14 protein-coding genes and 1 pseudogene are annotated in these 18,504 nt (G+C 62.1%); 9 read left to right on the top strand and 6 right to left on the bottom strand.

The genetic code is table 11. The features are described 5' to 3' along the window. Nucleotides 1-17: 17 nt before the first annotated feature. Nucleotides 18-1,568 (bottom strand): CitMHS family transporter, encoded by a 1,551-nt coding sequence (locus AC1DB0_RS04635; RefSeq protein WP_276325548.1) that lies wholly within the window; start codon nt 1,566-1,568, stop codon nt 18-20. On the opposite strand from AC1DB0_RS04635, the pseudogene AC1DB0_RS04630 reads away from it, so the two are divergent. From AC1DB0_RS04630 to AC1DB0_RS04605, 6 genes and pseudogenes are all read left to right on the top strand, one after another. Beyond that, a pseudogene (locus AC1DB0_RS04630) lies at nt 1,494-2,153 on the top strand (response regulator); the annotation flags it as partial. The gene AC1DB0_RS04635 and the pseudogene AC1DB0_RS04630 sit on opposite strands and share 75 nt — an antisense overlap. Before the next feature lie 85 nt (nt 2,154-2,238). Then, nucleotides 2,239-3,714 (top strand): sensor histidine kinase N-terminal domain-containing protein, encoded by a 1,476-nt coding sequence (locus AC1DB0_RS04625; protein WP_476757919.1) that lies wholly within the window; start codon nt 2,239-2,241, stop codon nt 3,712-3,714. After that, nucleotides 3,707-4,861, top strand: a complete 1,155-nt coding sequence (locus AC1DB0_RS04620; protein ID WP_476757734.1) for an ABC transporter substrate-binding protein — start codon at nt 3,707-3,709, stop codon at nt 4,859-4,861. Before AC1DB0_RS04625 ends, AC1DB0_RS04620 begins: the two co-directional genes overlap by 8 nt. A gap of 152 nt (nt 4,862-5,013) precedes the next feature. Then, nucleotides 5,014-6,714 carry a DUF6138 family protein gene (locus AC1DB0_RS04615; RefSeq protein WP_476757735.1) on the top strand — a complete coding sequence of 567 codons (1,701 nt, stop codon included), beginning with the start codon at nt 5,014-5,016 and terminating at the stop codon, nt 6,712-6,714. 234 nt (nt 6,715-6,948) lie between these two features. Further along, entirely contained in the window at nt 6,949-7,677 is a 729-nt protein-coding gene (locus tag AC1DB0_RS04610; RefSeq protein ID WP_082387104.1) for a LuxR C-terminal-related transcriptional regulator, read from the top strand. A 133-nt stretch (nt 7,678-7,810) separates the two neighbouring features. Further along, on the top strand, nt 7,811-8,134 hold the full coding sequence (locus AC1DB0_RS04605; RefSeq protein ID WP_175171706.1) for a DUF4148 domain-containing protein: 324 nt from the start codon (nt 7,811-7,813) through the stop codon (nt 8,132-8,134). A gap of 128 nt (nt 8,135-8,262) precedes the next feature. On the opposite strand, the gene AC1DB0_RS04600 is transcribed toward AC1DB0_RS04605, so the two are convergent. The 4 genes from AC1DB0_RS04600 to AC1DB0_RS04585 form a co-directional block, all read right to left on the bottom strand. After that, complete coding sequence (locus tag AC1DB0_RS04600) at nt 8,263-8,691, bottom strand: VOC family protein (RefSeq protein WP_476757736.1); 429 nt, start codon at nt 8,689-8,691, stop codon at nt 8,263-8,265. Between the two features lie 12 nt (nt 8,692-8,703). Further along, the gene (locus tag AC1DB0_RS04595) at nt 8,704-9,753 is read right to left on the bottom strand and encodes a hypothetical protein (RefSeq protein ID WP_476758612.1); all 1,050 of its coding nucleotides are present in this window, start codon (nt 9,751-9,753) and stop codon (nt 8,704-8,706) included. A 215-nt stretch (nt 9,754-9,968) separates the two neighbouring features. Beyond that, a complete protein-coding gene (locus AC1DB0_RS04590) occupies nt 9,969-10,982 on the bottom strand; it encodes a Bug family tripartite tricarboxylate transporter substrate binding protein (RefSeq protein ID WP_476757737.1) in 1,014 nt (337 codons plus the stop codon). 21 nt (nt 10,983-11,003) lie between these two features. Then, nucleotides 11,004-12,599, bottom strand: coding sequence for a sulfatase family protein (locus tag AC1DB0_RS04585; protein WP_476757738.1), 1,596 nt, complete (start codon nt 12,597-12,599; stop codon nt 11,004-11,006). Between the two features lie 474 nt (nt 12,600-13,073). Between AC1DB0_RS04585 and AC1DB0_RS04580 the strand changes: the two genes are divergently transcribed. Then, on the top strand, nt 13,074-15,536 hold the full coding sequence (locus AC1DB0_RS04580) for a penicillin acylase family protein (RefSeq protein WP_175171702.1): 2,463 nt from the start codon (nt 13,074-13,076) through the stop codon (nt 15,534-15,536). 67 nt (nt 15,537-15,603) lie between these two features. On the opposite strand, the gene AC1DB0_RS04575 is transcribed toward AC1DB0_RS04580, so the two are convergent. After that, complete coding sequence (locus AC1DB0_RS04575; RefSeq protein WP_476757739.1) at nt 15,604-16,326, bottom strand: DUF4377 domain-containing protein; 723 nt, start codon at nt 16,324-16,326, stop codon at nt 15,604-15,606. A gap of 417 nt (nt 16,327-16,743) precedes the next feature. Between AC1DB0_RS04575 and AC1DB0_RS04570 the strand changes: the two genes are divergently transcribed. Together AC1DB0_RS04570 and AC1DB0_RS04565 are read left to right on the top strand one after the other, a co-directional pair. After that, nucleotides 16,744-18,093 (top strand): PAAR domain-containing protein, encoded by a 1,350-nt coding sequence (locus AC1DB0_RS04570; protein ID WP_476757740.1) that lies wholly within the window; start codon nt 16,744-16,746, stop codon nt 18,091-18,093. Then, the gene (locus AC1DB0_RS04565; RefSeq protein WP_054424251.1) at nt 18,090-18,482 is read left to right on the top strand and encodes a hypothetical protein; all 393 of its coding nucleotides are present in this window, start codon (nt 18,090-18,092) and stop codon (nt 18,480-18,482) included. Before AC1DB0_RS04570 ends, AC1DB0_RS04565 begins: the two co-directional genes overlap by 4 nt. The last annotated feature ends 22 nt before the right edge of the window (nt 18,483-18,504 follow it).

Below are 18,504 nucleotides of genomic sequence, written 5' to 3'. Positions count from 1 at the left end.
TCAATTCAAAGGGGCCATCAACCCACCGCCCCGACCAGGGGGAAGAGGCCGAACGCCAGCGCGGCCACCAGCATCACCATGCAGACCATGGTGGCCCACTTCAGCGCATAGCGTTGGTGGTCGCCGAACTCCACGCCCGCCAGCCCCACCAGCAGATACGTGGACGGGACGAGCGGGCTGAGCAGGTGCACCGGCTGCCCGATCAGCGATGCGCGCGCCATTTCCACAGGCGAAATGCCGTAGCCCTGTGCGGCTTCGCTCAAGATCGGCAGCACGCCAAAGTAAAAGGCGTCGTTCGACATGAAGAACGTGAACGGCAGGCTGACCAGCGCGGTGATGCCGGCCAGATACGGGCCCATCGCGTCCGGGATCACCGCAAGCAGGCTGCGCGACATGGCTTCCACCATGCCCGTGCCGGACAAGATGCCCGTGAAGATGCCCGCCGCGAAAATCAGCGACACCACCGACAACACGTTGCCCGCATGCTGCGCGACGCGGCGGCGTTGTTCGGCCAGGTTCGGATAGTTGATGATCAGCGCGACGGCAAACGCAATCATGAACAGCACCGGCAGCGGCAGAATGCCCATCACCAGGCTGACCATCAGCGCCAGCGTCAGGCCGGCGTTCACCCACAGCAGCTTGGGGCGGCGCAGGTCGTGGTCGACTTCGATCTCGGGCAGGTTCTTGGGGCCGTCTTCGTCGTAGCCCGCGTGCAGCGATGCGCCATCCGGCAACGACAGCACGCCCAAACGGCGGCGCTCACGCAGGCCCAGGAAGAACGCCAGGATCAGCAGGGACACGATAGCCACGCCCATCACCGGCACCAGCGGAATGAAAATATCGCCCGCATCCACGTGCAGCGCGCTGGCGGCGCGCGCCGTCGGCCCGCCCCACGGGGTCAGGTTCATGATGCCGCTGGCCAGCATCGCCAGGCAGGTCATCGACAGCGCGTTCATCTTCAGGCGGCGATACAGCGGCAGCATCGAGGCCACCACGATCATGTAGGTGGTGGAGCCGTCGCCGTCCAGGGAAATCACCAGCGCCAGCACGGTCGTGCCAACCACGATTTTCAAGGGATCGCCCTTCACCGCGCGCAGAATGCGGCCCACGATGGGGTCAAACAGGCCGGCGTCGATCATCACCCCGAAGTACAGGATGGCGAACATCAGCATCACGCCCGTGGGCGCAATCTTGCGGATGCCGTCCAGCATCATCTTGTCGATGCCGGCGCCAAAGCCGCCCAGCAGCGCAAAAATAATGGGGACAAGGATAAGGGCGACCAACGGCGACAGGCGCTTGGTCATGATCAGCGTCATGAACGTGATCACCATGCCGAAGCCAAGCAGGGTCAGTAGCATGAGGGGGTATCTCCGACTAGTCGTTGTTATGTGTGGCGCCGCCTTCAGCAAGGAAGGCCGGTGCCGAAGACTAGAAATAAAAGCTGTCTGGAACCTGTCGTTTTTTCCAGATTTGGACGCAGCTACAATCGCCAGATGCGCATCCTGGTAATCGAAGACGACGAGGATCTGGCCGACGCCCTCGTCCGCCGGCTGCGCCGTCTCGGCCACGCGGTGGACCTTCAAAACGACGGCCTGAGCGCCGACGGCGTGCTGCAATACGAGACGTTTGATCTCGTCATCCTGGACATCGGGCTGCCGCGCATGTCTGGCTTTGACATCCTGCACCGCCTCCGTGACCGCGGCAGCAAGACGCCCGTGCTGGCGCTGACTGCGCGCATTGACATCGAAGACCGCGTCCATGCCCTGGATACCGGCGCCGATGACTATCTGGCCAAGCCCTTTGACTTTCGCGAGCTTGAGGCGCGCTGCCGCGCCCTGCTGCGCCGGCCAATCGCACAAGCCACCGGTGTGCAGCGCTTTGGAGACCTGGTCATCGACAGCGCCGCGCGGCATGTGTCGCTGGCGGGTCAACGCATCGACCTGCCCAAGCGCGAATACAGCCTGCTGGAAATCCTGCTGGCCGGCATGAACCGGGCCGTCAGCAAGACCGAGATCGCCAACAAGCTGTTCGCCTTCGATGACGACGCCGCGCCCAACGCCATCGAGGTCTACATCGCCCGGCTTCGCCGCAAGCTGGAAGGCTCGCCGCTGCGCATTGAAACGCAGCGCGGCACGGGTTACCTGCTGACGTCCACCGACCGCGCCAATGACCGCGCTGATGACCGCGCCAATGACCGCGCCGATGCCCGCGCTGATGCCCGGGCAAACGACGGCGCTGATGCCCGGGCGCACGACGGCGCGCCGGCCAAGACGCCGGACTAATCCCGTGCAGTTGGGCCGCATCTCCGTCCGCCGCCGTCTGCTCACCATGCTGCTGGCGCTGTTCGCCGTGGGGCTGGGCGCGATTTTTCTGCTGGTGCGCGGCTACGCTCAGCAAACCGCAGACACCACGTACGACCAGTTGCTGCGCGCGTCGGTCCTGTCCATGGCCGACAGCCTGCAACTGGTGCAGGGCGAATGGCAGATGGACATGCCCTACGCCGCCTTGGCGCTGCTGGAACAAGCCCCGCGCGACCGCGTGTTCTACCGCGTAGCGGCCTCCGACGGCGCAGAAATTTCCGGATATGCCGACCTGCCGCCCCCGGCGCGCGCGCAAGCAGATGCCGCCGATACGCCCCAGCTTTACACCGCCACCTACCAAGGCGCGCCCGTCCGCATCGCGTGGATGGAACGCAAGATCGCCGGCCCCCGCAACGCCGAAGCGGCCATCATCCAGGTGGCGCAAACTCGCGAAGCCCGCAATGCCTTGGCCGACAGCATTCTTTGGCAAGGCACGCTGACGCTGATCGCCTTCGCTGCCGCCGCGCTGGCGCTGGCGTATTGGGGGCTGCGCCGGTCGCTGTCGCCCATCCAACGCATCGAACGCGAGCTGGCCACGCGTAGCGCCTCGGACCTGCACCCCATCGCCGCGCCCGTGCCGGAAGAGCTGGACACGCTGGTGCATTCGCTGGATGGCTTCATGGCCCGCCTGTCCGAGAACCTGGACACGCTGCGCCTGTTCATTGCCGAAGCCGCGCATCAGTTGCGTACGCCGCTGGCGGCGTTGCACGCGCAGATGGAAGTCGCGCTGGACGAAGACGACCCCGCCGAACAGCGCCGCAGCCTGGTCGCCGTGTTGCGCAACGCCGAGAAATTGTCCCGGCTCGTCAACCAGCTGCTTAGCGACGCCAGCGTCATTCACCGCAGCAACGTCAAACAATTCCAGCCCGTGAACCTGGCCGAGCTGCTGAGCCAGGCCGTGTACGACACCGTGCCGCAAGCCGATCCGCAACCCGACGTGCGCCTGCATCTGCCAGCCGTCTCGACAGACGATACGCCCGCGCAAGCGCCCCACGTGCTGGGCGACAGCCTGATGCTGCGCGAAGCCTTCAAGAACCTGATCGACAACGCCTTACGCCATGGCGCCAACGACGACGGCCATATCGACGTCACGCTTGACGCCCATGACGGGGGCTGGCGCATCACCGTCGCCGACCAGGGGCCGGGCATCCCGCCCGCGATGGCCCACACGGCCTTTGAACGCTTTGCGCGCGGCCCCAACCCCCGCACACCGGGCGCCGGACTGGGCCTGTCCATCATCAAACGCGTCGTCGATATCCATCAAGGCACACTCAGCCTGAGCAACCGTGTGGGCGGCGGGCTGAATGCGGTCATCCTCTTGCCGGGGCAATTTCGGAATGACCGTCATGCGTAACGCCCTGCTCCGCATTCGTGGCGTCATCACTCGTGGCGTCATCACTCGTGGCGTCATCACTCGTGGCGCTATCGCTTGCGCCCTGCTGCTAGTCGCAACCAGCAGCCACGCCGCCGAGGTCAGCGGCAGCGGCCTGACGCTAGGCCCCGCCGATAGCAAGAACGTGCTGATCCTGCATGCCTCCAACAGCGTGCAGGTGTTCAAGGGCGTGCTGGAAGACTTCAGCCAATTGAACCCCGGCGTCCGGCTGGAATACACCGAGTTATCCACCCAGCAGCTGTATGGCGACACGATCGACCGCGCCCAGGCCAACCCCACCGCCCTGCAAGGCCCCGACCTGATCATCAGCAGCGCCATGGACTTGCAGACGAAGCTCGTCAACGACGGCTACGCGCGCGTTCATGTGTCACCCGAAACGCGCGCCCTGCCCGCCTGGGCGAATTGGCGCGACGAGGTTTTCAGCATCGGCACAGACCCCATCGTCATGGTCTACAACACCGGCACACTCGCCGCGGCGCGTGTGCCGCACACGCGCCGCGAATTGCTGTCGTTGCTGCAAGCGCCTGATCAACCGCTGGCAAACCGTATTTCGACCTATGACGTGCAGGGCAGCGGCATCGGCTATCTGGCCGCCACGCAGGACACGCGGCTGGACAGCATGGCGGGCGCGCTGCTGGCCGCGTTCGGCCGCAACGGCGTCACCATCCACGAATCCACCGAAGACGCGCTGGACAAGCTCGAACGCGGCGACGTCACGCTGGCCTACAACCTGCTGGAGTCCTACACCCGGCATCGCATCGACCAGGGTGCGCCGCTGGCCATCATCTACCCGCAGGACTACACGCTGATGCTGTCGCGCTCGGCGATCATCCCAAAGCAGGCGCCGCGCGCGGACCTGGGCGCGCGGCTGCTGGATTACCTGCTGTCGCCGCGGGGGCAAGAGATGTTGGCCAAGCAGTCCGGCATGCGCCGCGTCAATGCGTCAGTTGTGCCGGCTGCGGGCGTGCGCCCCATGGCCTTGGGCGTGGGGCTGCTGGTGTATCTGGACCCGCTGAAGAAGCGGCACTTCCTGGATCTGTGGCGGGCGGCGATTTTGCCGCCGGGCGGCTCGGCACGCCCCGCTGATCCGGCAGCATTACCCCAGTAGCATTGCCGTCCATCGCGTTGGCCCGGTAGCATTGTCGTCCCTCGCCTTGCCCCGGTAGCATTGCCGTCCCTCGCATTGCCGTCCCTCGCATTGCCCCGTAGCATGGCTCCCCTTCATTGATCTTCTCGCGCCTGCCGCGGCGCCCACGCAACATGACGCTAGACACACAAGGCGCAATCGGCCTGCATCACAAGACCGGCCACCAGATGCTGGACGAATCGCTGGCTGCCATCCACGATTGGTTCAACAAGCAGGAAGCCCGCGAAGGCCTCAACGACATCGCGCATCGCACGTCGTTGCAACTTGGCATCCACGACGAAATCCTGCTGGAATACGATCCCTCGCGCATTGTGTTCGACCTGTCGCCCGATTGGTCGCCGAATGGCGGAGATGGCCTGCGTCCGCAAGGCCGCAATGGTCCGCTCAGCCCCGAGCAGGTGCAGGAGCATCTGGTGCCCCCCTTGGCCGACGCGGTGCGCGAACGGATTGCGAAGCTGGGCAGTTCCGTGCTGCTGAACCACACGTTTCGCTTCCGGGCGCAGTTTCCCACCACGGGCGGCCGGCTGCGGCTGACCTTGGTGGAACACATCGACGAGGCCAAGCGCCAGCTGCTGCGCGAGCGCGTGCAGGCGTATCTTGACCAGAACCTTTTTCAAGGCACGCATCCCACCCAACGGCTGGATGTTTTTTTCCTGACGCGGCATCTGCTGGACAAGCAGCTGTTTCCCGCGCCGGACCCCGCCTGGCTCATCCGCATCTTTCAGCGCGTGCTGGAACTGAACGCGGGCCAACCCACGCTGGACGAGCAACGCCACAGCATCATCCACGCGCTGCGCAGCTGGGCTGAAATGCAGTACCTGCCGCGCTATTTCAGCATTGAGCAGAACGCGTTCCGCCAAAACATCTATCACGCCAAACCCGGCGCCATGCTGGACCCGGCTGACCGCGACGTCGATCTGTTGCTGTACGCCGCCACGCTGATTCTGCGCCACGAGCCGGGATACAGCCGGCCCACGGGCCTGGGCTTTCTGGAACTGGCGCAACAACTGGGCAGCGAACGCGCCGCCCGCATGCTCACCGATGGCAGCGGCGCGCATCCGCCCGAACACCTGCGCGTATCCACGCCCGAGTTCGACGGCGCGGCCAATGACGTGCTGTCCACCATCACCGTGCACATCCGCCAGGAATGCGCCGCCGCCTACCAACAAGCACTTGCCTTTATCACGCGCCTGCTGCAAACCGGATTTCCGCCGGGCTATCAATTAAGCGTCAAAAGCAAGGCCAGAAATTACCTGCCCGTAAAGGGGCTGGCAAAGTCCGACACGCACCGCTTCTTTGCCAACGCCGCGCAGTACCCGGACGCGCATGACGCACTTGCCACCTACGCCCGCGCGGCGATCAAGCCGTACGAGTGGTACACCGACGCCGATGACGAAAAAGCCTGCCTGGCAGGTACGTATGCCACCTTCGCGTTAGGCCTGGCCGATGCCCGCCACTTTGCGCTGGTCGTGCACTACATGGACTTGGTCGATGACGAGCATCAGTCCGCGCAAGACCGGTTCACGCCCTTGTTCATCCAGCAGCACGGGTTGACGCCCGCGTCGGTCGACTCCATCGTCGCGTGCGTGCGCCGCTGTACCGACAATTTCAAACTGCCGGGCAAACCCGCCCTGGACGACAACGCCACGCTGGACCGCCTGATCCAGGCCTTGGCCCGTTTGCCCGAGTACGAAGCGCCGGTCGTACGCGAACGCTTATGCGGCCCAGACAAAAAGCTGGCCGCCGAGGCCCGCAAGGCCGATCCCGAGCGCCGGTCGCGATTGCTGCGCTTGCTGGGACAAGACGGCGCGTAACCGCCCGCATGATTCTGATCGGAATAACCCGGTGCACGTGCATCAGGGCGCGACGACGATTTCACGCGCATAATTTGCGCTTCGGGGACGGGCTGCCAACAAGTGCCGGCAAGCCTGCGCCCATCCGCTCTGATCCGCAGCAGCCGAGCGCCGATCCGGCCCCTTTCGCCGGACCTCCCTACCACGTGTGACACGTAACCGCGATTACGTCCGAACCAGCGTTGGAGGCACATCATGGCCGAGCATCAGATTGCCTTACAGCGCCCGTTCGAAGGCGCCCCCCCGCTAAGCGACCCCGCCTCGCCGTGGCAAGACATCCTGCGCAACGCGCACGCGCTGGTAGACGCACGCGGCGCCACCCGGCACAGCCGGCGGCTGCAACGGCAACAGGCGGTTGCTGTCGGCTGGCAATCCATCGACAACGCGTTCTCAAGCGTCGGCGAAGCCGTGATGCTGATCAGCAAGGAATTCCTGGTCAATAAAATGTCGGCGCTGGCGCTGCGCTACCTGGACGACGGCCACGGCTGGACCGTGCGGGGCGGCAAGCTGCGCCACGCCAATGCCAAGTTACAGCGCTTGTTCGAAGGCTACTGCGCCGCCATCGGCCGTGACCGCCAGATGCGGTCCCTTGCCACCACCGCCAGCTGGGGCGAGGTGTTCTGGATCGACATCAGCCCGGCGCCCGAGACGCTCAGCCCCGCCGGAGGACGCATGATGCTCGTGCGCATGCGCCGTAAAAGCGCGTTCGCCATGCCCGACGTGGGCAAGCTGGAAGCCGTCTTCGCCATTACTCGCGCCGAAGCTGCCGTGCTGGCGGGCCTGGCCGCCGGTCATAGCGTGGAAGAAGTGGCTACGCTGCGCCAGGCATCGGTGCTGACCGTGCGCAAGCAGGTAGCGTCCTTGCTCAGCAAGATGGAATGCCACCGCCAATCAGAGCTCGTCCGGCTGGCCTCCTTGCTGTAAGCACGCACCGGACACCATCCGGCGATGGCAGAGGCGTACCCAATTTGGGGTATGCGGCATCCACCCATGCGGCCCTACGATGAGGCCGAAGCCATGAGAGGGAGKGGTCACTCTCGTCATCAAGGAGTTCCTCATGAAGACAGTCCTAACGTGGCGCGGTCTCGTGCCCATTGCGCTTGCCGCCGCCCTGCTCTCCGGCAGCGCCCTCGCACAAACCGCGGTTGCCCCGACCACCGCCGTGCCGGAACCCAACATTCCCCTGAGCCGCGACGAGGTCATGCGCGACCTGGCTGCGTGGAAGCAATCAGGCGTCGAACGCAGCTGGAGCAGCGACAACTCGCCCGACATCACCAGCCCGGAGTACATCGCCAATTATCGAAAGTACATGGACACGGTGCGGCCCGGCAGCGCTGCGCCGCCGATGCAGACGCAATCACAGAACCAAGGCAAGTGGTGATGCAGGCATGACATGTTGCAGCCTTGAATCGGGACGAAGTGGAAATCGCAGAATTTCCGCGCGTCCCGAGGTTGCGTCCGATGCTGCCGGCAGCAGCAGCAGCAGCAGCAGCAATACGCCAAAGCTGTCTAGAAGGTCACCTTGACCGACGGTGCACTGCGCTGCGCCTCGCCGTGGAACACCGCTTCGATATTGTTGCCATCCGGGTCCAGCACAAACGCGCCGTAATACCCCGGGTGATAGTCCCGAAAACCCGGCGCGCCGTTGTCCTTGCCGCCGTTCGCCAGCGCCGCCTGGTAGAACGCATCCACCATCGCCTGGTCTTCGGCCTGAAACGCCAGATGATGACGTCCCGTCAATTCGCCGGATGCCGCCTTGCTCGACGCCGTCGACACAAACAGTTCATCGGCCCAGAAATAATCCTCCGCGGTGCCGCCCATGGGCACCTTCAGCGCGTAAAACACCGCTTGGTAAAACCGTTGGCTGGCGGGCAGATCGCGCACCACGAGTTGAATGTGGTCGATCAGCCGCCCGCGATGAATTTCGTTGGTCTGCATAGGAGTTCCTAATCAAGCCAGATATAACGCCACTTCTTCCGCCGTCAGATAACGCTTGAAGGTCATCGACGGTTCCTGCGCATCGTGAATGATGCCGTTGAATCCCGACCAGTTTCGCGTCGTGCCTTCGTCCGTTTCCAATGCAATCAGGACCCGCTTGCCGTGCCTGGCCATGTTGTGGCGCAACGCGGCTTCGCCCCAGGCCCACAGCATCGGCTGGGTCAGTTCGCCGTTGGTGAAGGCGCCGGCTTGCAGCCATTGGAAGTCGGCGGTGTCCCGGTCCATGTCCGGCTGACGCGCGGGAATCTCGCGCTTTACGCCCAACGCTTGCGCATGCTCGCCAATCAAGATCTGCAACAAGGTGAACGCATGGAAGGTGTTGTTGATGGCATGCGCCTGCGCCACGAAACCCGTCTTTGAAGTGGGCAACACCACGATCAATTCATCCTCGTAACTGACCTGCGACGCCATCCACAGATAATGCAGCTGCTCGAACGGCAAGCTGTCGTTGTTCGTCGCCATCGGGTGCAGCAGCGCCATCAAATCCCGGTCTGCGACAAAGGCTTGGTGATTACGCTGGCTGCGCATCAGCATGGTCATCATCGGCAGCACCAGCACGTCCACGGCTTCTTGCAACGACTCCACTTCCCAGCGCTTCTCTTCCGGCACGGCGGCGAGCCTGGCCTGAGCATCAGCCCACGCTTGACGATCCACGGCCTCGACCTCTTCATCGTCTTCCTCGACTTCTTGCGCGCAGTAGGGCCGCAGCGTTTGCAGCCATTGCTTAAGCAACGTTTGCAGGGTCGGAAAGAGAATGGTCGGATCTGCGTCGTCTTCCACCAGCGAGCCGCACATCAACGCCAGCGCCGAGGCACGGCTGGGGTGCAGATTGGGAAGCAGCGCGGCGCAGGCCTGAAGGTTGGCCGAGGTGTGCGCGTCGTCCTGGGATTCCAGGTAGAAGGCGCGGACCTMGGGGCGGTTGAAGAACTGCTCTAGGGAATCCAGGTCGTCGGGGGAATGAACGGGCGAGGAAAGCGCGGCGGCAAGGTCGGCGATGGGCATGATGATTTTGATGACGCAATCAGGTTGGCGTGGATCATTGCTGGCAGGCAACGTTTGCGATTCCACTTTTCGAAGAGTTTACCTTCGCCCCCCAGAGAAACCCCAACTCCAAAATCAGTCTCGCCCTACACAGCCCGCCCCTTAGCGGACGTTAATGTGACGCTAGCTACTCGCAAAATTGCAGCACAGCCTGACCTGCAAAAAAACCTGCGGCCCTACTCCCCTTTAATCCCTGCCTTTGCGATCACCTCTCCCCAGCTTCCGGCTCGTGTTTCCACCCACTTTTTTGCTTCCGCGCGCCCCGCAAACGGCGCGCGCATCCCCAAGCTGGCGATGCTCTTCTGGAACGCTGGCCGCGCGTACACCGCTGCCAAGGTCTCATCCCATTTTTGCGCGATGTGGGGCGGCAGGCCCTTGGGCGCCATGATCAGAAAGGCGAAGGCCGCTTCAAAATCCTTTAACGGCGCCATGCCCAGATTCGCCATGGCGGGCACACCGGGAAGATCCGGGTCCGGCTCGCGTGACGAGATCGCCAACGCACGCATCGTTCCCGCTCGCACGTGCGGCTGCACGGCTGAGGCGGCCAGAAACCCTGCCTGGATTTGATTGCCAAGCAAGGCATTGACGGCGCCCGCGCTGCCACGGAAAGGCGCGTGCGCGACGTCCAAGCCAAGCGCCAGGTTCAGTTTTTCAAAAGCGAGATTGCCCGGGCTGCCATAGCCCGCCGATGAATAGGTCACGGCGTTCGCCTTGGCGTATCGGACAAAATCCTCAAATGTCGCCACGCCCAGGTCGGCGCGCACCGTCAGCGCCAGACCAAAACTGCCGGCGACGCTTAGCGGCTCCAGGTACCGGGTCACGTCTTCGGCCAGGTCTTTGAAGACGTGCGGGTTGACCGTCACCAAGGTATCCAGCGTCATGAGCAACGTGTAGCCGTCAGGCTCGGCCTTGGCGACGGCCTTTGCGCCAATATTGCCCGAGGCGCCGGGACGATTTTCAACGATGATTGTCTGGCCCAGCAATTCACTGGCGGCCATCGCAATGGCGCGGGCGCCAATATCCAGTGGACCGGCAGGCGAAAAGTTAACGATGAGCCGGATGGGACGATTCGGATAATCGGCCGGCGAGGCGGCAGCCACGCCCGGCCCAATCAGCGGCATGCAAAACAGCGCCATGCAGAACAGCGAAGGCTTGAACATTTTTCTCTCCGGGGTGTCGGCCGCACGCAAGCCGCGGCCTGGGCGGTGCCATCAGGCAATAGCGGTGGGATGGGGGCTCGTTTCCGCGTGACGGATCATGGCCTTCGACAACGCGAACAACAGTTCGCCCCGTGTGGCGGCGGCGGCCGGGGCATCCCATAGGTTGCGCAATTCGTCGGGGTCTTCCTGCAAGTCATAGAGTTCGCCCCAGCCTGCGTCCGCGTAGACGCTTAAACGATGGCGCGACGTTTGCAGCGTTCGCATGCGCGTGCGGCTGGGCAAACCGAACATCGTGCGTTGGCTTTCTTCTTCAATCAGCACCGCATCGCGTACGGTGTCGACAACGCCTGCCATCAGCGGCAACAACGACATGCCCTGCATGCCGTTGTATTCAGGCAGTTCTGCTCGCGCCAGAATGGTTGCGGCGATATCGGCGGTAGAGCACAACGCCTGACTGCGCGCGGCGGCGGGCTTGGATTGCGGGTCGCGCCAGATGAAGGGCGTGCGGATCAGGCCTTGATAGTGGATAGGCCCTTTCAGCATCAACTGGTGATCGCCGAAGTAATCGCCGTGATCACTGGTGAAGATGACGACGGTGTTGTCATCCAGCCCCGTGTCGCGCAGCGTTTGCATGACGCGGCCGATCGTGGCGTCGATATGGCTGATGGAACCGTAGTTCAACGCGATGGCTTCCCGCGCTTCGCGTTCCGTGCAGGCGAACACGGCCGGCGTATGTTTGACCGCTTTGCCCTGATCGCGCTGCTGATACAGCCAGGCCACATGCGGAGGCGGCACGTGGCCGGCCGCCGCGCTCGCATGAAACGACACGGGCAGCGCCACGTCTTCCGGCCGGTACATGCCCCAGTACTTTCCATGCGGGGTGAAAGGATGGTGCGGGTCCGGAAAGGAGCACTGTATGAAGAACGGCGCGCCGCTTGCCGCATGCTCGCGCAGTTGCGCGATGGTTTGATCGCCGATGTAGGCGGTGGTGGAACACTCCTCGGGCACCCGCGTCCGCCACGCTTGCTGATGCTGGGTCAATACGAAGTCAGGCGCAGGCAGCGCGTGCTCGGGACCCCAACGCCGCCGCGCTTCGGGATGCTCGCGCGCAAGCCAGCGCCCGTAATGGCCCCAGACCTGATCGCCATGGTCCACCGCCAACACCACGCGGTCGAACCCGTAGAACGGCGTGTCCAGATCGTGGCCAGGGTCCGAGCGCCAGAGCGGCCCCCACTCTTGATCGTAGTGACCGGGTTCGGCCGCCCAGGCTTCACCGTGGGAGGGAATGCTGCCCGACGACGGCGGCGGCGGCCACAGCGGCCCCTTGCCCGTCATGTTCTGCAAATGCGACTTGCCGATCAATGCCGTGGCATACCCCGCGCCGCGCAGACGTTCAACGAACGTGGTGGCGCGCTGCGACAGCGGAATGCCGTTATGCCGCACCCCATGCACAGACGGCATGCGGCCGGTCATCATCGTGGCGCGATTGGGCATGCAGATCGGCGAGCCCACGTAGAAGCGGTCGGCAGACCACCCTTGCGCGGCCAAGGCGTCCAGCGCCGGCGTGCGCAGCATGGCGTTGCCATAGCTGCACACGTGATCCGCGCGCTGTTGATCCGTGATGAACAACAGGAAGTTCGGCTGCATCAGGTCTCCTTGCCTCCGGCTCGTGCCGGCTTGGCTTTGTAGTGAGGCCATTATGGGCAGCGATCGGTGCGAATTTGTCCTGTCGCCCCGCAATATCGGACCAAGTGACGCGCCCGTCATTAAATTTGAGTTTGAAGCCTGAAATGCCGCGCCAGCTGTTGATGAATGGCCACGGCAAAGTGCCACTCCAAGGCATCAAGCGGCAAGGCCACGCGCCCCTACATGTATCCATTGAATTCCGACTAGGGCCAGTTCATTGACCCATCAATGGTTCGGGAAGACTGGCGCCCGCTTGATCCCGCGCCAAAATGCTCACCCCCTGCCCGCGTTACAAGCCATCCCAAATCTCAACAAATAAAACACCTTTCACGCCGCAACTGATTTAGTTGTATGAGTTGCTTGGGGACACACCCGGCGGCATGAGGCCTCGGGGTCTGCAGGCAGATAAAAAAGCAACAAATCGGAGGAGGAGCCATGCGTTTAATCAATCGCAGGATCGCCGCATTGCTGGCGAGCGGGCTGATTGCCTTGACGGCGGGGTGCGCCGCGCCCGGAGGCAAAAAAGACACCATCAACATGGCCGGGCTGACCCAGCCCGTGGAGATCGTGCGCGACAAGCACGGCGTGTCGCACATCTATGCGCAGAATCAGAATGATCTGTTCTTTGCCCAGGGCTTCAGCGCAGCGCGCGACCGCTTGTGGCAACTGGATCTGTGGCGCCGGCAAGGCGAAGGCAAGATGGCCGAGCAGTTCGGCCCACGCTTCATCGAACAAGACCGCGCCGCGCGGCTGTTCCTGTTCCGGGGTGACATGCAGGCCGAGTTCGCCAGCTACCACCCCGAAGGCCGCGCCATCCTGACGTCGTTCGCAGCCGGCATCAACGCTTATGTGAATTGGGTCAAAGCGAACCCCGAGCAACTGCCTCCCGAATTCAAACTGACTGGCACGGAGCCGGGCTATTGGAGCCCGGAGACGTCGCTCATCCGCATCTATGCGCTGACGCGTAACGTCAACGAAGAAGTCAAAATCGCGCAGCAGGTGGCCAGCCTGGGCTTGAACGCCGTACAAGGCTTGAGCACATTCGAGCCGCCCTTGGCCTTGCAAGTGCCGGCCGGCCTGGACGTGCGCCAGATCGACAAGACCGTGCTGGCCAATTACACGCTGGCGCGCGATGGCCAGAAATTCGTTGCGGCCGACTTCCCGCGCAGCCCGCTTGCGGCCGATCAGCGCGAGGCGCTGGCCAGCGCATTATCAGAAGGCCGTCTGGCGTCGCTGGACCCGAACTTCGATCCCATGGCGACCCGCTATGAAAGCAACAACTGGACGATAGGCGGCCAACACACCGCCACCGGCAAGCCCATACTGGCCGGCGATCCGCACCGCTCCATCACCATGCCGTCCTTGCGCTACATGGTTCATCTGAACGCACCGGGCTGGAACGTCATCGGCGCAGGCGAACCCGCGTTGCCCGGCGTGTCCATGGGGCACAACGACCGCATCGCCTTCGGCCTGACGATCTTTGCCTTCGGCGACGAAGAAGACCTTTACGTCTATGACACCAACCCGGCCAACCCCAATGAATACCGCTACCAGGGCGGCTGGGAAAAAATGCGCCAGACCAGTGAATCGATTCCCGTACGCGGCGCCACCGCCGCCGTGCGCGAATTGAAATTCACGCGCCATGGCCCGGTGATTCATGAAGACCCGGTACGTCACAAGGCCTACGCATTGCGCGCGGCCTACCTGGAATTTCCCGGCACCGCCGCCTACCTGGCCAGCCTGCGGTTGAACCAGGCGCAGAACTGGAACGAGTTCGTGGCGGGCATGGAAAAGCACTACACACCCAGCGAAAACATGGTGTACGCCGACGTGGACGGCAACATCGGCTGGTTCGGCGGCAGCATCGCGCCGATTCGCCCGCGCGGCGACTGGTCGGGCATGCTGCCCGTGCCAGGCAACGGTGATTACGAATGGCGCGGCTTCCTGGACGGCCGTGCATTGCCACGGGTGTACAACCCGCCCGAAGGCTATGTCGCCACCGCCAACGAATACAACCTGCCCGCCGACTTCCCATACAAGGACATGTCTGCACGCACCTGGGCCGAACCGTACCGCGTGCAACGCATCCGCGAAGTGGTGGCTGAAGGCAAGGGCCTGACGGTGCAGCAGTCGCAAGACTTGCAGTACGACAACCTGTCGATTCCTGCGCGCACATTGGGCGGCTACGCCAAGTCCCTGAATGCCGCCGACCCGGGTTTGAACGAAGCCTTGGGCCTGTTGAAAGACTGGGACTACCGGATGAACACCGATTCGCGCGCCGCGTCGGTCTACGCATTCTGGCTGCCCGAGGTCGTCAAGCGTGTGTCGGATCTCTACATCCCGGCAAACGGGCGCGCGGCATTCGGCGAGCTGTCCACCCGCAAGACGCTTGAAAAACTTGCCACGCCCGATGCCGCCTTCGGCCCCCGGCCGGAACAAGGCCGAGACGCTTTGCTGCTGCAAGCGCTGGCGGACGGCACGCAGAAACTGCGCGCCAAGCTGGGAACGGACGCCACCCAATGGCAATGGGGCAAGCTGCATCACATTCAGTTCGAACACAGCCTGGCCAGCCTGCTGCCGCCGGACACCGCGAAAGCCTACGGCACGCCGCGCTATCCGGTGGGTGGCGACAACGACACCGTGCATCGCGGCACGTTCCGCAAGAGCGATTTCCGTCAGATCAGTGGCTCGTCGTATCGCCAGGTGATTGATGTGTCGGACTGGGACAACTCGCGCATCCAGAACGTGCCGGGCCAATCCGCCGACCCGCGCAGCCCGCATTATCAAGACCTGTTGAAGGGCTGGGCCACCGGGGAGTACTTCCCCATGGCGTTCAGCCGCGCCAAGGTGGACAGCGAACGCTCGGACACGCTGACGCTGCGGCCGTCCGGCAACTGAAGACGGCGCATCAAAAAAAAGCCGGGCTGCGATAAGCAGCCCGGCATTTTCAATCAGCGGTGTTGAATTACTTCTTCGACGCGTCCTGCTCCACCACCATATCCAGCACATACACCTTGGACGGCGCATCCGCAGGCGGATTCTTCCAGTCGTAACGCTTCACGCGCAACACGGTGCGCACGACGTCCCGGTGCTCGAACCCTTCGATGGACTGATATAGCGGATGCCACTTATCTTGCGCCGGCTGCTGCACGCCCGCCTCGTTATAACGGCGCTCGCGCACCATCAGGCATTGGTAATTGGGAATCATCGGATGGCTGCATTCCGCTTTCTTCGCAGCCACTTCCAGGAACATGATTTCACCGGCGCTGCCGTACAGCGTTTCCGGCGTGGGCTCACCCACGAACTTCAGCACCGTGCCGTCCTTGGCCGCCAGCTCCAGCGCGGGTTCATGCGTATCGCCTGACAGCGTGGCGCGTAGATCGCCTTTCAGACGCTCGTTGATCTCGGCATCCAGCTGCATCAAGCTCTGCTCGCAAGCCTTCATCGTGGACGCCAGATTTGCCACTTGCAGCACGCCATTCTGATAGCGATAACCGCCAAACTGCGTGTTGCAACCGCCACGAATATTCAACGCATCCTTCGTGAAGGCCAAACGCAGCTGATGTTCAACACCCGGCTGCAACGCCGGAATCGACTTGCCCGACGCATCGGTGGCAGATACCAGACGCCAGTAATAGGCGGGCAAGGTCAAGGAGCTGGCGGGCGACGTCGCAGTCGTAGTGGGCATAGAGGACGATCCTTCGCTGGGAGAAGAAACCTGCGCGCAAGCCTGAAGCAGCGCGGCGCATGCGGACGCCAGTAGGATTATTTTTTTCATCGTTCGTTCCTATGAGCCGTATGGCACTGATCAAAAGCGGCATTCTACGTCCGTGGAATGGACGGATCAGGCGAACCGCGGGTCAGAGGGTTTCAAAATCTTGCTGGATGGTAGGGCCGCAGATTGTCCATATACGAGTGTGGTGAGCGAGTTTCGTAAGGAGGTGGATGGACCAATGCATGGAAATATTCAGCCCCGCCCTGTCATCGCACTATTACAGTCTGACACGTTAACGTCCTGCTGATAATCCAATCCACGACCACGAAAACTGAGTATCTACCAAAAATTTTTGTAGATTCCAGAGTCCTGCCGGAAATGACAAGAAAGATGAAACGAGCAGTTATCAGATTAGGAGATCGTACGAGCCACGGCGGCGTTGTCGTTACCGGCGACCAAACCATCAATGTGTTTGGCAAGCCAGCCGCACGCAAGGGAGATATGGTTTCCTGCCCGAAATGCAATGGTACGTTCCCCATTGTGGAGGGCTCCCTCTCCTGCGGCAGCGATCGAGAACTAGCGCTGGACGGGATGCGCACATCTTGTGGCGCAGTTTTGCTCGCTAGTCAGCAATTTTGGCTAGAGGAGTATGGCTCCGGTATGTCCTCACCGCCAGAAAAAAGCGAGCAACCTCCAACGGAACGGCCAGAAGAACCGACCAAGCAACTTGTGTACGGTATGGCACAGGTTTCTTTTTACATCCAAGATCGTCGCCAACCTATTGGCATTGGACGTTTGGCGGCAGAGTTACTTGCGGACCGCAGCCCCGAACATGTGAAGCGCTTCATAAAATTGAACGGCCATCTCGGAAAATATGCGCAATACGGCAGCATTATTCTCGTCTCGAGCGATTACGAGAATGAGAACTACACTGCCGAATCAATGAAGCTGATCCACTCAGTCAAAGAGGTTGAATCGCTACGAACAAAACTCGCGGTTCATCATGTGCAAACCATGTTCGACAACTGGGATCTTCTTGCCTACGCGATCGGACAAAATGGCGATAACGTCGTGGGAGCCACAGGCACGTTCTTGAAATCGTATGGACAGGGCATTAAGTCTGCGCTGGATCGTCTTGAAGACGCGGCTCAGCAAGCGCTTGCACGGTCAGGAAATCTCAGAGACGCTCAGTTTCGCGCTGAACGGGCAGCGATTCTTGCGGACATTGATACCAAGTTCAAACGGATGTTGCTGGCTCGAGCCGGCATCCCCGATCAAATAAAGTTGTCCGCGGCGCTGAATCTATCGAGCAAGTCCGTTACACATATCTGGCGCTCAGGCGGCACCCCCATCTATGTGCGATATCAGCAGAAAATATATGACTGGTTTCAAAAATATGAATCAAGAGCTGCAAAACTGGCGCTAGCCTTCAGCGTTGGCAAGGCAGGGCAAGATGTATATGAGGTCTGCGCGGCAGAGGACACAAGCCAAAAAGAATGCGTGGTCGCGAGCTCACGAGAAACGCTAGGGCTAGCTGCCAACATTGCAGGTGGATCAATGGCGGCGTCGGGAGGCGTTGCTTTCTGCGCTATGCTCGTTCCGGCAGGAGGCGCCCCCGGTTTGATATGCGCGGCGGGCGTCATCGGCGCGTCCATATGGGCAGGGAACGAAAGCGCCGCTCTTGGTAAGTCGCTCGGCGCTGACTTGAGCACAACGGGATACGAGTTGATTTTCGAATGACAGAACTAAGCGGACAACATATCGGCGCCATTGCAGGACTGGTCTTTGTCTTGGCGTTCGTCGTTTATATTTCCTCTGCAGCGTATTTCTACTACTTCAAACTAGACGACGCCATCCGGTTGACAAGCCACCCCATGGCGAATGGCAGGACCAGATCTCAACTGACGCTCTACGAAAAATTGGCCATTTCCACCACGCTCCTGATATGGCTAGTTCTTCACAAAGCGACGTTTTGGCCAATCAATAATGTTCATCATATTTTTGGTGAAAATGATGTTCGCACCATACCTTCCGATATAAAAATTCCGCTTTACCTCGCTTACGGCGGGATGGCTGTTTCGGTATTGGCGCTGCTTATAGGTAGCGCACTTAAACGCCTATATGCATGAACGTATCGGCGCTGGAGGTTGC

Source organism: Achromobacter sp. 10T422 (assembly GCF_056394065.1).
The sequence above is the reverse complement of the archived record's forward strand: the minus strand, read 5'-3'. Positions and strand labels throughout refer to the sequence as shown.

Excerpts from the sequence above, each read along its gene's own strand:
- AC1DB0_RS04625 (WP_476757919.1), top strand. The coding sequence starts at position 2,239 with ATGCCCGGGCGCACGACGGCGCGCCGGCCAAGACGCCGGACTAATCCC.
- AC1DB0_RS04620 (WP_476757734.1), top strand. The coding sequence starts at position 3,707 with ATGCGTAACGCCCTGCTCCGCATTCGTGGCGTCATCACTCGTGGCGTC.
- AC1DB0_RS04615 (WP_476757735.1), top strand. The coding sequence starts at position 5,014 with ATGACGCTAGACACACAAGGCGCAATCGGCCTGCATCACAAGACCGGC.
- AC1DB0_RS04610 (WP_082387104.1), top strand. The coding sequence starts at position 6,949 with ATGGCCGAGCATCAGATTGCCTTACAGCGCCCGTTCGAAGGCGCCCCC.
- AC1DB0_RS04605 (WP_175171706.1), top strand. The coding sequence starts at position 7,811 with ATGAAGACAGTCCTAACGTGGCGCGGTCTCGTGCCCATTGCGCTTGCC.
- AC1DB0_RS04600 (WP_476757736.1), bottom strand. The coding sequence starts at position 8,691 with ATGCAGACCAACGAAATTCATCGCGGGCGGCTGATCGACCACATTCAA.
- AC1DB0_RS04585 (WP_476757738.1), bottom strand. The coding sequence starts at position 12,599 with ATGCAGCCGAACTTCCTGTTGTTCATCACGGATCAACAGCGCGCGGAT.
- AC1DB0_RS04580 (WP_175171702.1), top strand. The coding sequence starts at position 13,074 with ATGCGTTTAATCAATCGCAGGATCGCCGCATTGCTGGCGAGCGGGCTG.
- AC1DB0_RS04575 (WP_476757739.1), bottom strand. The coding sequence starts at position 16,326 with ATGCCCACTACGACTGCGACGTCGCCCGCCAGCTCCTTGACCTTGCCC.
- AC1DB0_RS04570 (WP_476757740.1), top strand. The coding sequence starts at position 16,744 with ATGAAACGAGCAGTTATCAGATTAGGAGATCGTACGAGCCACGGCGGC.
- AC1DB0_RS04565 (WP_054424251.1), top strand. The coding sequence starts at position 18,090 with ATGACAGAACTAAGCGGACAACATATCGGCGCCATTGCAGGACTGGTC.